This window comes from Blautia sp. DFI.6.71 (assembly GCF_020593585.1).
Classification (GTDB): domain Bacteria; phylum Bacillota; class Clostridia; order Lachnospirales; family Lachnospiraceae; genus Blautia_A; species Blautia_A wexlerae.
Map to the genome: position 1 here is coordinate 28,761 of NZ_JAJDMJ010000021.1, position 13,976 is coordinate 42,736.

Genomic DNA, 13,976 nt, shown 5'->3' on the forward strand with positions numbered 1-13,976 from the left:
CTCACCTGTTTTCTATATATTCAGCTGTTGCGAAAGTTCCCGTTTCCCTGTACATTTCATCGATCAGACTTCGCACCATCTCCAGGGCTTCCTCTTTGCCCTTCGCCATTCCTATGATCTTCGGACAGATTCCATAAAAGCTCTTCTGTATCAGCATTGCTGCAGGAATAATATCCATCAGATTCACAGGATTCTCTGACAGAGTAAGGAGATAAATGCCCAGAACCGGTTTTCCGCTGTTCAGTTTCTTTTTTATCTTCTCAGGATTCTTTACAGATTCCCCTGCAAGAAAATTCTCCTGCCATTTCAGCATCTTACACCCTCTCCCGTTTCTATAACACTTCAGTTACAGTATTTCCATTTTCTCCAAAATTTAAACCGGGCTGCGTTGCAAAAAAACACAGCCCTGTTCTCTCGTTAATAATACTTATGCTGTTTTCCCCAGAGTCCATTGCTTCTCATCTCCAAATATTCCTGATAAGCACGCTCTACGATCTGCTTCTCGTTTGAAAACCTCAGCAGATGATAGATCTCATGAAATTTATAATATCCGGAATCTACAAAAAACTCCTCTCTCTGGGGCTTACTATGATAATTATCCGCAGTCATAAGATACCAGTGTACCTCTTTGGAAACCACGTCCTCCGGAACGGTAAAGTTATATTGGCTCTTTCCGATGTATTTCACAATGGTCGCACGCACTCCAGCCTCTTCCATCACTTCCCGCAATGCTGTCTGTTCATGCGTTTCGCCTGGTTCCACTGTTCCTTTCGGCAATACCCAGCCCTCATAACGGTTCCTGTAAGATTTATACAAAGTAAGAATCTTACCCCGATGAATTACCACACCGCCACAGCTCGTTGCTTCTATCATAATGCAATCCCTCCTGTTTTGCGTGGTATTATAAACTGAGTATAGTATATCTCTTTTTTTCCAAACCCGCAAGCTATAAATATCATTTCATAACATATTACCGATTAATTAGTTACTGTTCACTCCGTTCACAGTAACGTAGCCAAAATTCATTCCAGATTGCCTGCAACATGGAATTTATTATTACTTATCATAATAATACGCATCAAATATCTGCTCTGCGATGGGCACTGCTGCTTCACTTCCGGTACCGCCATTCTCAACAATGATCGCAACTACCAGATCCGGATCATCCACGTTGGAATAACCGATAAACCAGGAATGACTGGAACCATTCTCATCAAATTCCGCTGATCCAGTCTTGCCTGCCACTGTATATCCTCTTCCGTTCAGAGCCGATGCGGTTCCGTTTTCCACAACACCTTTCATAAGCTTTCCAAGGATATTCGCCTCATTTGTTGTCATCAGACGTTTATAGCTCTCCGGCTCTGTTGTCTTCACTGTCTCTCCATCTGAACTTACAACAGAATCAATGAGATAAGGCTTCATGAGCTCCCCGCCATTGGCGATCGCACTGGTAATCAGCGCCATATGCATAGGTGATACCAACGTATTACCCTGTCCGATGGCAGTCTGCATAACCTCTGCAACAGAAGATTTTCCATTTAATGTAAAAGTACTCTTTTTATAGGAAGAAAGCGGAAGACTCTTATTAAAAAGAAGATCCTCGGCTGTTTTTTTCAGAGAACTGCCTCCGAGCATGGTTCCGATCTCTGCAAATGCACTGTTACAGGAATTGGCAAAAGCACTGTAAAAATCTTCCTGTCCATGAACAGTTCCGCCATAGCACCTGATCGTGTGATCTTCTCTGGTAATACTTCCCTCACAGAGATAGGAAAATCCCTCCAGACTGCCCTTGGTTCTGAAATAGTCCAGGGCAGTTACCACCTTAAATGTAGATCCCGGAGGATAGGCTCCGTTTGTAGCTCTGTTCAACAGACTGCTGTCATTGGAATCATTTACCAGTGTGTCCCAGTTCTGGGAAATAGTATTCGGGTCAAAGTCCGGTCTGCTCATTTCCACCAGAATCTTACCTGTAGAGGGTTCTATGGCAACAACCGCCCCTCTCCTGTCACCAAGTGCATTATAGGCAGTTGACTGAAGATCTGCGTTTAACGTCGTGATCACAGAATCACCCGTATTTTTCTGATTCTTAAACTCATTTTTCATCTGGTTCAGGAAAAATTCATGAGAAGTCAGAAGCTGGAAGTTCGCCTCTGATTCCAGTCCGCTTTTTCCATTAGTGTCATATCCGACTACATGAGCGAACATATTTGCATAGGGATAAGTACGTTCCTCTGTTCCGTCTTCGTAAACATTGGTCTGGGCAAGCACCTGCCCATCTGCAGATATGATCTTACCTCTTACAACCCTGTCTGAAAAAGTATCCTGCCTTGTATTATAGGGACTATTGATAAAATCATCGCTCTTTGCATAATTAAAGTAGATCAGATATCCGATCATACTGACAAAGATCAGCACAAAAAAGCAGGATACCAGTGTATACTCTCTGTTACGGGGCCTTCTCTTTTCAGAAATCTCCCGGGCTTTGCGCTTCTGGCGCTTCTTCAACTCTCTGCGCCGTTCCTTTTCTTCGATATCTCTCAATTTCTTCGTCCTCATCTTCTCTCAAAATATACAATCCCTGAATAATCGCCAGCATCAGTACTGTACACGCGACAGAACTTCCTCCATAGCTGACCAGAGGAAGAGTTACACCTGTCATAGGGATAAATTTCGTTGCTCCGCCAATTGTCAGAAATACCTGAAATGCATATTCCGTACCAAGTCCAAGTGCGATCAGTTTGTAGAATGGTTTCTTAATCTTAAGCGCAATATTTACGATCATCAAAAAGAAACTCATACATACCAGGATCAGGCAGATTGCAAAAATCCCACCCAGTTCCTCACAGATTGCACTGAATATAAAGTCATTCTTGACAACAGGGATCTTCTCAGGCGAACCCTGACACAATCCCATTCCAAACCATCCGCCGGTTCCAATGGCAAACAGTGACTGGACGATCTGGTATCCTTCATTCTGATATACCGCCATGGGATCCTTCCAGGCTGTCACTCTCTGACGCACATGGCCAAACAGATGATATGCGACAACTGCCCCTGCAGATCCGCCTGCAAGACCAAGTGCCAGATATCCCACATTTCTGGATGCCACATAAATCATCACAAGATATGCCGCAAAGAAGATCACTGCACTTCCAAGGTCTCTGGAAAGTACAAGAATCCCCACATGCAGTCCCGCCACTACCGTAGCCTGGATCACTTTTGAAAAATCAGCACCTTTTCTCAGCAATGCCGCCATAAAGAACACAAATGTAATCTTTATCGCCTCTGAAGGCTGGATTCCCATCAGGGAAAGTTTTGCTCCATAGCTTGTCTTTGCAAGCACAAATACCGCCGCCAGCAAAACGATTCCGATTCCCGCATAAACCCATGTCAGGTCCTTGAGAAATTTCATCTTCCTGATCAGGACAGGTACAATCAATGCCACCACATTCACGCCTGCCACGATCACCAGCTGTCTGGTAGCTGTGGAAACATCCAGCCTGCACAGCATAATAAATCCTACGCTGAGAAGCATGCACATATTGTTGAGCAGTAAAATCGATGCTTTCTTATAAAAAATCCTGTACAAAATCTGGATTCCCGCAAAAAATGCCATCATTTCGATATAAAATAACACGACCTGAAACTTACCTGTCTTCAGGTAGATGACCAGAAACGCAGTGAAATCCATAAAAAAGATAAGCATCAGCTGCTGGCGCAGCGATTCGTTTCTCTCCTCCTCACTCTGCTGTTTCACCAGATAGAAACAGTGAAAGGCATAAATCACCATCAGGGTAAGGATCACATACTTGGATAATTCTACAATTACATTAATCATATGCCTTACTCGGCTCCTCTTTTAAAATGTCCCTTTGTATATTCCCGTTTCGGAGGATTCTTCCCATCACGATAAACAGCTCTGAACTCTTCATATATCTTCACCGCATCCTGAGGCTTCTCAATGGTAAATGCAAGTCTCAGGGAAGAGACACCAAGTCTGTCTATTTGTGATTTCTCTTTCAACAGGCCGTAAGGGATACTGTTGTAAATGATATTATAGCAGGGTATACAGAAATCTGTATTCTCAGTTTTCCATGGGTTACATATACATTTCGCCGTAAATTCTTTATCGTAACGGTCTTTTAAAGTTACCCCTTCTTCCTTATGATTACATCCGTAAAGATTTTTATGCACACACTGGGCCGATATCATAAGAGGCAGATATCCGTAGATCAGCATCTCGCTGTCCCGGTTATCTCTGTGGCGGATTTCCCCTTCGTTCAGCTCAAGCGGTACCGTATTTCTGAGGACTTTCTGATCTTTCCAGAAATCAGCAGCTTCATCATTCCATGTATACATACCGTGATCCAGAACACATTTCTCAGCCAGACCTGCCTTTCGCAGAACTGCAAAAGTCTCCAGATTTCTTACCAGAAATCCTGTCATTCCTCTGTCCATCCACTCTCTGATCCTGGTGAGAAGCTCCCGGGGCATCTCACCTCTCATAATATGCGGAAGAGACAGATACATCTCCATTCCTCTGCTTACACAGTCATCCAGGCAGACCTCCATGGCATCAGCGTTCAGATACATTCCATGTATCCCCTCTCTTTTATATAACGCCAGTGCAGTGGATTTTTCTTCACAGGAAATATAAATCGGAAGATTTTTCTGCTTTGGCAAATCTGCTTTTCTTCCGGCATCCTCTGATAAGCGTTTCTTCCCATTATTTTCTTCTCTCTTATATTGTTTGAGCAATTCATTTTCCAGAGATTCCAGTGCCTCTCTTCTCGCCTCATTCAGCATTTTCATCGGGATAAAAATATTCTCATCCATCTGGATTTCCAGATTTTCCCACTCATATTCTGTATTTCCAAGCTTCTCCATCTGTGAACGGATGCGCTCCTCTGTCAGCGGCTGGTTCTGCGCATACTGTACCTCACCCACAGACGCAGATCCATGGATTCCCCTGCATGACACATCCAGTATAGCAGGACTTCCCGAAAAAAGAATGAATGTTCCCTGAATTTTTTCTTTCTTTTTTCTTAATACAGGACTGACATCTCCTGTTTTCTTCTCATTGCTGAATGCCATCATGGACGGACCATTCTGCATCTGATAATAACCGGTACAGGAACCTCCCCTGTTAAACAGATCCAGCAGATATCTCTTATCCTCCTCTGCTACCCTGTAATTCTCAGCTCCCTTCTCAAAAAGAAGATCCAGGTACTTCCGATATACAGAAGTTACCCCTGCTGTATATCCCGGCTGCTTCATCCTGCCCTCTATCTTAAGAGAAGTAACACCAGCCTCCAGAATCTGCGGAAGAATCTCTATCGTAGAAATATCTTTCAGACTCAGAGGACATAGTTCTTGCGCTTTCCTTTTCTCTGACCGTCTGCCATTTTCCCCGCAACAAAGCGCTGTCTGGTAAGGCAGACGGCAAGGCTGTGCACACCTTCCTCTGTTACCGCTTCTTCCACCCAGGATACTGCTCATCAGGCACTGTCCCGAATAACTGTAACATAAAGCTCCATGGATAAAAGATTCAATCTCGATAGGACTTGTCTCATGCATCCTCCGGATTTCCTCAAGGGAAAGCTCTCTGGCAGTTACCACTCTGGAAGCACCCTGTTCTTCCAGAAACTTCATCCCCTCCGGACCTGTCACAGTCATCTGCGTGCTGGCATGAAGATGCATACCCGGAAACATCTCCCTGATCATCTTAAACACACCCATATCCTGAACGATCACCGCATCCAGACCTTCCTTATAATATGGAAGCAGATAATCATACAACTGTTCAGACAGTTCCCTGTTCTTCAACAGCGTATTCACTGTCAGATAAAGTTTCCTGCCATGGATATGAGCAGTATCAATGGCACGCAAAAGCTCTTCCTCTCCGAAATTCTTCGCATAGGCCCGCGCGCCAAAGGCTGCTCCCCCTACATAAACCGCATCTGCACCTGCACCGATCGCTGCCTCAAATCCCTCATAGGAACCGGCAGGTGCCAGAAGTTCAATCTCTTCTCTTCTCAATTCTATACCTCACGTTTTCTATAACAGTCATCTTAAATGCATTATTTATGAGCATTGCTATAATATTCAAATCGAATACATATGAAACAAATCATAAAGGGGAAATCACCGAAGTAATCCCCCCTCTGTTATTTCAGCAGCTCATCAATCTGCTTTTCCAGTTCCTTATTCTTTCCCTCCAGAAGGCTCTTCTGTTCCAGGGCTTCCTGTTCATGCTTCTGCGCTTCCTCAATCTGCATACGAAGCGAGATCAGCTCATGCTTCAGATCATACATCTCCTGATCCTTCTGCTGTAAATCCTGTTCAAAAACCTCCGCCTGTTTCTTTGCCTTAAAATAGTCATCTGTAATATTCAGGCTGATAAGTGTATGCTTGGTCTCCATGGGCTGTCTGCTGTAACCCGGCATAGCACTTAACTCATCCATCTTTTTATTTATATAGGATGCTACTTTCTGAAAATATTCTTCCGATTCATAGCCTCCCAGCGTAATAATCTTACCACCTATGATTACCTTTGCTGTATTTTTGACCGCCATCCGTACGAGCCTCCTGTATCTTCCTTCAATCTGCCCGGAACCCCGGACATTTACTTCATTATACTCGAAAGCAGTCGAAATGTATAGGAATTTTTAAAAAACTTTTACTTTTTTATATTTTTACGCCCTTAACTTCAGTTTTTCTCCGGCATCTGATAGCCCAGATGCTCATACGCAAGCGCCGATGCCATACGTCCTCTCGGCGTACGGTTCAGGAATCCATTCTGCAGCAGATAAGGCTCATACACATCCTCCAGCGTACCGGAATCCTCCCCTATCGCCGCAGCCAGAGTCTCCAGTCCCACAGGACCACCCTGAAAATTCACGATCATAGTCTGAAGAATCCTTCTGTCAATCTTATCCAGACCATACTGATCCACTTCCAGAAGATTCAGCGCAAAACACGCCACATCATAAGTAATCCGTCCATCATACTTCACCTGCGCAAAATCACGAACCCTCTTCAGCAGACGGTTGGCAAGCCTCGGAGTTCCCCTGGATCTCTTGGCAATCTCAGCCGCACCCTTCTCATCAATCTCCACTCCAAGAACCTGAGCAGAACGGATAATGATCGTCTTAAGCTCCTCATGAGTATAAAACTCCAGATGATGCATCACACCAAAACGGTCACGAAGAGGTGCAGACAGAAGTCCTGCCCTGGTAGTCGCCCCCACCAGTGTAAACTTCGGCAGATCCAGACGTATAGACCTGGCAGAAGCTCCCTTCCCGATCATAATATCAATAGCATAATCCTCCATAGCAGGATAAAGGACCTCCTCCACCTGCCTGTTCAGGCGGTGGATCTCATCCACAAACAGAATATCTCCCTCCTGCAGATTATTAAGGATCGCAGCCATCTCCCCCGGCTTCTCAATAGCCGGCCCGGAAGTCACCTTCATATGAACCCCCATCTCATTGGCAATAATCCCCGAAAGAGTAGTCTTACCAAGCCCCGGAGGACCATAAAACAAAACATGATCCAATGCATCATGCCTCTGCTTCGCAGCCTCTATATAAACCTTCAAAGTACTCTTGGTCTTCTCCTGACCAATATAATCATCCAACGTCTGCGGCCGGAGATTCCCCTCCAGAGAAAAATCCTCCTCCGTCACATCCGTAGTTATAATACGTTTCTCCATCTGTTACCCATCCTAACCTATAACAATTCTATAATAATACAGGCAATCCAATCTACCAGAGCGTAAAGTCCTGCTTCAGTTAAAAATTCTTCAGCGCAGCCTTCAAAAGACCTTCCACATCATCCGGCGGCACATCCGTAACCTTACGCACCGCCCGAAGCGCATCCGCACTGCTGTATCCCAGCGCAACCAGAGCCTCAACAGCTTCCTGCCTGCCATCCGAAACCTCACCGGCTCCCACTGCTGCCCTCTCCTGCTCATGAGCCAGCTTCAATTCAAACGCATCCTCCAGCTTCATCTTATCCTTCAGCTCAAGAATCAGCTTCTGAGCCGTCTTCTTACCGATACCCGGAGCCTTCGACAACGTCTTCACATCATCCGAAAGAATTGCAAACCTCAATTCATCCGCCGTAATCCCCGCCAGAACTCCCAGCGCAGCCTTCGGCCCCACACCATTCACGCCAAGAAGCAGCTTAAACATCTGCAGATCATCCTTAGCCCTGAACCCATACAGCTTCATGGCATCCTCTCTCACACTAAAATAAGTATGGACCTTCACATCCTCCCCCATACGAATCTCAGACAAATCTGCCCCCGTCATATATATCTCATAACCAATCCCCCCGGCCTCAACAACCACCGAGCTCTCAGTCATATCCACAGCCATTCCATGAACAAACGCAATCATGATACATCCTCCGTCCCAAATTCATCACTTCCGATTCATCATACCACATCCCACATCATAACGCAAACATATATTCGCGTATATTGTTCGCGCGCCTTACGAAACAGTTACTGTTCACTCCGTTCACAGTAACTTAGCCAAAATTCATTCCAGATTGCCTGCGGCAATGGAATTTTGGCTTGTATGTCTCGGGATTTTGGCATATTCATGCCAAAACACCTCGCGGGATAGTGGTGTGTGAACAGTAACGCGAAACAACCAGTAAACAGCGCGGGGCATTATTTCGGTTTGGGTGAATTTTGCAGGAAGCGTAGTAACTCTTAGTTCCGGGAAATCTGCGTTATTCGAAAAATGCTCACTGTCTGAGCCGCTTTGCGGCGAGTTTGAGCATTTTTCGAATGCTTTTAGCAGATTTTCCGAAACTTAGAGTTCCTAGCGTCCGAAACTGAACCCAAACCGAAATAATGCCCCGCGCGTCCCTTAATCGAACAAAAAGAACTGCCATGCCACCGCACAGCAGTTCTTTCTCCCATTACTGAATAATATGTCTCGGACAAACCTCTTTACAAGCCCCACAATTCGTACACTTACTATAATCAATATGCGCACAGAAATTATCAACCGTAATCGCCCCATTCGGGCAAGTCTTCTCACACTTCTTACATCCGATACAGCCAACCTCACACGCAGAAGTAACAGCCTTACCTTTCGCATGAGAACTACACTGCACAAACGTAGTCTGCTCATAGGGCACAAGCTCGATCAGATGCTTCGGACACTTGGCAACACACTTACCGCAGGCCTTACAAGCCTCCTTATCAACAACCGCCACACCGTTCACAACATCAATCGCCCCAAACGGACAGGCCTTCACGCAGCTTCCAAAACCAAGGCATCCATAAGTACAGGACTTCGCACCGCCACCGGGAATGAAAGCCATCATCTCACAGTCTTCCACACCTGTATACTCATAATTATCCTTCGTCTTCTCACAGGTACCCGCACACTTCACATACGCCACCTGACGGGTAGTCTCCACAACTTCCTGTCCCATGATCGCTGCGATTACTTTTCCGACAGGCTCACCGCCTACCGGACATCCATTTACAGGTGCCTCACCTTTGGCGATCGCTGCTGCCAGACCATCACAGCCGGGATAACCACAGCCACCGCAGTTATTACCGGGAAGCGCCTCACGAACAGCAACTTCCTTCTCATCCACTTCCACAGCAAACTTCTTACCGGCAACGCCAAGGAAAACACCGATAAAAAGGCCTACTGCCGCAACCAGTACAGTTGCCGCGATAATTGCTCCTATATTCATACCAGTCCCCTCCTTAAATCAGTCCTGAAAATCCGAAGAAGGCAATTGCCATCAGTCCGGCTGTCAGCAGAACTGTAGGGAATCCCTGGAAGGATTTTGGAATGTCATTGTATGCGATTTTCTCACGGATACCAGCCATCAGCACGATGGAAATAGTAAAGCCCACTGCTGTTGCAAATCCGTTCACTGTTCCCTGAAGAACATTATACTCTTTCTGCACGTTTGTAAGGGCAACGCCAAGAACCGCACAGTTTGTTGTGATCAGTGGAAGATACACACCAAGTGCCTGATACAGGGAAGGCATTGTCTTCTTAAGAAACATCTCTACAAACTGTACCAGCGCCGCGATCAGCAGGATGAATACGATAGTCTGCAGATAAGTCAGGTTCGTAGGAACCAGGATAGCATTGTAAATAATACCTGTCACAAAAGATGACAGTGTAATAACGAAGATGATCGCACCGCCCATGCCGGCTGCTGTCTCAACACTCTTGGAAACACCAAGGAAAGGACAGAGGCCAAGGAACTGGCTGAGGACTACGTTATTTACAATCGCTGAGCTTACAAGTATGATCAAAAGTTCTTTCATAATCCATTACCCCCTTTTTCCCTTACACATGGTATTGCCACAGGCTGCACAGCTTCCGCCGCAATCAGGATTACTTGGATCAATGCCACGTTTGGCTGCACCGATTTTGAATTTGTTCTGTAATGCAGAAAGCGCTGCCAGAACAAAGAATGCTCCGGGTGCCAGGATAAAGATTGTGATCGGTTCATAACCAGCCTTACCTGCTGCAGCATCTGCCAGAGGAAGGATCTGATGTCCGAACAGAGAACCTGCGCCGATCAGCTCACGTACTGCACCGATACAGGTGATACTTAAGGTAAATCCAAGACCCATACCAATACCATCAAACAGAGAGGCAATCGGTTTATTCTTGGATGCATATGCTTCTGCACGTCCAAGGATGATACAGTTAACCACGATCAGAGGAATATAGATTCCAAGGGAGTCATACAGACTTGGGATAAATCCCTGTAAAAGAAGCTGTACAACTGTTACAAAGGAAGCAACAACTACGATAAATGCAGGCATACGCACTCTGTCCGGAATAAAGTTTCTCAGAAGAGAGATCATTAAGTTGGATGCTGCAAGGATCACTGTTGTAGTAAGTCCCATTCCGATACCATTGGTTGCAGATGTGGTGATAGCCAGTGTAGGACACATACCAAGCATCAGTACAAAGGTAGGATTTTCTTTGATGATTCCGTTATATAAACGTTCAGCAGGTGTGTTTGGTTTCATCACTGATTTCCCCCTTTCTCATACTGGAATGCACATAATCCGGCATTAACACCGTTTGTCATGGCATTCGTTGTAATAGTGGCACCACTTAACGCATCGATCTGATCATCCGCTGTGGCACCGGTCTTTGTATATTCAAATTTGTCTACGTTCTTATCTTTGAACTGATCCTTAAATGCATCTGTGTTTGCTCTCATACCAAGACCTGCGGTCTCACCGATAGAAAGAATGGAAATTCCATTTAAGGTACCGTCATCCTGGATACCCATTGCAAACTGGATATCTCCGCCGTAACCCTCGGAAGTGGTTACTGTAAATGCATATCCCAGTTCATTGCCTGAAGCATCCTTGGCAAGCATAGTCTCATCTATGGACTGTGCTGCATATCCGTTCTCATCCAGATAAGACTGCATGGCATCCGCATCCACATCCACTGTCTCAAAGCTGTCCGCATCTGCAAATACTGCCTTATACGCATCCTGTTTCGCCTGTGCTTCCTGCTTTGCAATAGGATCTGCCGTAATATCCTGGACTACACCAAGGGCAAGTCCTGCCACCAGTGTGATCACTGTAATGGCTATGGTATCTTTGATAATTCTGTTACTCATGCCTTTTTGCCCCCTTTCCCAAATGCCGGGTGACGAGTCACACGTTCGATCATCGGAACTAACAGGTTGCAGAAAATGATCGCATAGGATACGCCCTCTGCGGAACCGCCGAAGAGACGGAAGACCGCAGTCAGTACACCAAGACAGACACCGTATACATACTGTCCTCTTGGTGTGATCGGTGTTGTGACATAGTCTGTAGCCATAAACCATGCACCAAGCATAAGACCACCGCCGAAGATGTGGCTGAACAGATAGTTCACGTCAAATCCCTTGCCTGTTCCAAGCATGTAAAGGATTACAAATACTGCGAAACTTCCAATATAGGTAAGCGGAATCTTCAGATCGATCACCTTGAAAACCAGAAGGATTGCTGCTCCGATCAGGATCGCAAGGGCAGAAGTCTCACCGATAGTTCCCTGGATATCACCGATAAACATATGTAATACAGATACAGAACTGTCTGTAAATCCATTCTGTTTCAGAGCTGCCAGAGGAGTTGCACCGGATACAGTATCTACCACACCTCTGAAGCTGTCGCTTACTGCGAAATCTGTCATCTTTCCTGCGAAAGAGATCATCAGGAAACATCTTCCTGCAAGTGCCGGGTTCATGAAGTTCTGTCCCAGACCACCGAAGAGCTGTTTTACAACGATGATCGCAAATGCACTGCCAAGTACAGGCATCCAGAGCGGAATTGATGCAGGCATATTTAATGCAAGTAATAAACCTGTAACAACTGCACTGAAGTCTGTAATTGTGTTCTTCTTATGCATCAGCTTGTCATAAATCCACTCAAAGAATACACTGGAAGCGACGGTGATCACTACTACCAGTAAGGCACGAAGGCCAAAATTATAAATTCCAAACAGTGTGGTCGGCAGAAGCGCCAGTACCACAAGCTGCATGATTTTGCTTGTTGTCATCTTATCCCGGACATGGGGATTGGATGATACATGTAACATCTGATCCATTACGATGTCCCCCTTTTACTTTTTCTTACGGCTTGCCAGAACCATCTTACGCATAGATTTGATCATCTGGGTCAGCGGACGCTTGGCAGGGCAGATATAACTGCAGCAGCCACATTCGCAGCACTCCATACCATCAAATTTCTGGAAGCTCTCCATGTCACCATGCTCTGCAAAGGTTGCAAGTCTTGCAGGAATGACATGGCCGGGACAGACTCCTACACATCTGCCGCAGTTAATGCATGCAGTCTGTTCGGCATCTGCCACATCATCCTTCTCCAGACAGAGACATGCGGAACTTGTCTTAATACATGGTACATGAGTGTCATACATGGCAAATCCCATCATAGGACCACCTGAAATTACTTTGGATACATTGTCTGTCAGTCCGCCGGCAGCTTCAATCAGCTCTGCCATATCTGTTCCGGAAAGGACATCAAAGTTCTGCGGATTCTTAATCCCCTGTCCTGTTACTGTCACGATACGGTCCATAACAGGTTTTCCAAGGATAACGGCTTCATAAACAGCAATTACGGTATCTACGTTATCAACTACGCATCCTGCATCTGCCGGAAGCATGGCAGAGTTGATCTCTCTGTCTGTGACAGCCTTGATCAGGAAACGCTCACCACCCTGTGGGTACTTGGTCATCAGCTCTGCTACTTCAATACGTGGAATATCTTTTACCATTTCTTTCAGTTTCGCAATACAGTCAGGCTTGTTATCCTCAATACAGATGTATCCCTTCGCATTGTCAAAGAGCTTCAGCATAACTCTTAAGCCCTCGATCAGCTTCTCAGAGTCATCCAGCATTCTTCTGTAGTCACTGGTAAGATAGGGTTCACACTCGGCACCGTTTACAAGGATATGATCGATCTTGTCCGGTTCCTTTGGCGCAAGCTTTACCTGTGTGGGGAATCCGGCGCCGCCCATTCCCACAACTCCGCCTTCTTTAATTCTCGCCAGAATTTCCTCTTTCGAAAGATCTTCCAGACGTGCAGGAGTAAATTCCACACTTTCATACTGCTGGTCATTCTCAATGATAATGGAATTGACCATAGAACCTGTTGCTGTCAGGCGCGGTTCGATTCCTTTTACCGTACCGGAAACAGACGAATGGATCGGTGATGAGACAAACCCCGCAGCATCTGCGATCTTCTGTCCTGCGAGCACATGGTCTCCCTTCTGAACTATCGCTGCAGCCGGAGCACCGATATGCTGGGAAAGAGGATATACCATATCTCCCTTTGGCAGATATTTCACTACCGGACTGTTCTTGGATAATTCTTTTCCGTCATAAGGATGAACACCACCCTTAAAGGTTAAAATTCCCATTTCGTTCCCTCCTTTTATATTAAGCACCAC

14 protein-coding genes are annotated in these 13,976 nt (G+C 45.7%); all 14 read right to left on the reverse strand.

All coding sequences use genetic code 11. The features are described from left to right. Position 1 precedes the first annotated feature (1 nt). Complete coding sequence (locus LJE12_RS10555) at positions 2 to 313, reverse strand: hypothetical protein (RefSeq protein WP_062807661.1); 312 nt, start codon at positions 311 to 313, stop codon at positions 2 to 4. A gap of 104 nt (positions 314 to 417) precedes the next feature. Continuing rightward, positions 418 to 873, reverse strand: coding sequence for an NUDIX hydrolase (locus LJE12_RS10560; protein ID WP_055060056.1), 456 nt, complete (start codon positions 871 to 873; stop codon positions 418 to 420). Between the two features lie 183 nt (positions 874 to 1,056). Further along, entirely contained in the window at positions 1,057 to 2,556 is a 1,500-nt protein-coding gene (locus LJE12_RS10565; protein ID WP_227226933.1) for a peptidoglycan D,D-transpeptidase FtsI family protein, read from the reverse strand. Then, positions 2,465 to 3,838, reverse strand: coding sequence for an FtsW/RodA/SpoVE family cell cycle protein (locus LJE12_RS10570; protein ID WP_118614695.1), 1,374 nt, complete (start codon positions 3,836 to 3,838; stop codon positions 2,465 to 2,467). The genes LJE12_RS10565 and LJE12_RS10570 overlap by 92 nt, the downstream gene beginning before the upstream one ends. Positions 3,839 to 3,843: 5 nt before the next feature. Beyond that, complete coding sequence (locus LJE12_RS10575) at positions 3,844 to 6,039, reverse strand: U32 family peptidase (protein WP_227226934.1); 2,196 nt, start codon at positions 6,037 to 6,039, stop codon at positions 3,844 to 3,846. A 128-nt stretch (positions 6,040 to 6,167) separates the two neighbouring features. Continuing rightward, a complete protein-coding gene (gene zapA / locus LJE12_RS10580) occupies positions 6,168 to 6,575 on the reverse strand; it encodes a cell division protein ZapA (protein ID WP_008704329.1) in 408 nt (135 codons plus the stop codon). Positions 6,576 to 6,709: 134 nt separating this feature from the next. Continuing rightward, on the reverse strand, positions 6,710 to 7,714 hold the full coding sequence (ruvB, locus tag LJE12_RS10585; RefSeq protein WP_008704331.1) for a Holliday junction branch migration DNA helicase RuvB: 1,005 nt from the start codon (positions 7,712 to 7,714) through the stop codon (positions 6,710 to 6,712). 79 nt (positions 7,715 to 7,793) lie between these two features. Beyond that, positions 7,794 to 8,402, reverse strand: a complete 609-nt coding sequence (gene ruvA, locus LJE12_RS10590) for a Holliday junction branch migration protein RuvA (protein ID WP_022380995.1) — start codon at positions 8,400 to 8,402, stop codon at positions 7,794 to 7,796. A 532-nt stretch (positions 8,403 to 8,934) separates the two neighbouring features. Further along, positions 8,935 to 9,726: an RnfABCDGE type electron transport complex subunit B gene (locus LJE12_RS10595; RefSeq protein WP_008704333.1), complete on the reverse strand. Its 792-nt coding sequence runs from the start codon at positions 9,724 to 9,726 to the stop codon at positions 8,935 to 8,937. 13 nt (positions 9,727 to 9,739) lie between these two features. Further along, complete coding sequence (rsxA, locus tag LJE12_RS10600; protein WP_008704334.1) at positions 9,740 to 10,315, reverse strand: electron transport complex subunit RsxA; 576 nt, start codon at positions 10,313 to 10,315, stop codon at positions 9,740 to 9,742. Between the two features lie 6 nt (positions 10,316 to 10,321). Beyond that, complete coding sequence (gene rsxE, locus LJE12_RS10605) at positions 10,322 to 11,032, reverse strand: electron transport complex subunit RsxE (RefSeq protein ID WP_019161483.1); 711 nt, start codon at positions 11,030 to 11,032, stop codon at positions 10,322 to 10,324. Beyond that, positions 11,032 to 11,640, reverse strand: a complete 609-nt coding sequence (locus LJE12_RS10610) for an RnfABCDGE type electron transport complex subunit G (RefSeq protein WP_008704336.1) — start codon at positions 11,638 to 11,640, stop codon at positions 11,032 to 11,034. The genes rsxE and LJE12_RS10610 overlap by 1 nt, the downstream gene beginning before the upstream one ends. Then, positions 11,637 to 12,614, reverse strand: coding sequence for an RnfABCDGE type electron transport complex subunit D (locus tag LJE12_RS10615; RefSeq protein WP_008704337.1), 978 nt, complete (start codon positions 12,612 to 12,614; stop codon positions 11,637 to 11,639). The genes LJE12_RS10610 and LJE12_RS10615 overlap by 4 nt, the downstream gene beginning before the upstream one ends. 15 nt (positions 12,615 to 12,629) lie before the next feature. Then, entirely contained in the window at positions 12,630 to 13,946 is a 1,317-nt protein-coding gene (gene rsxC, locus LJE12_RS10620; RefSeq protein WP_008704338.1) for an electron transport complex subunit RsxC, read from the reverse strand. Positions 13,947 to 13,976 lie beyond the last annotated feature (30 nt).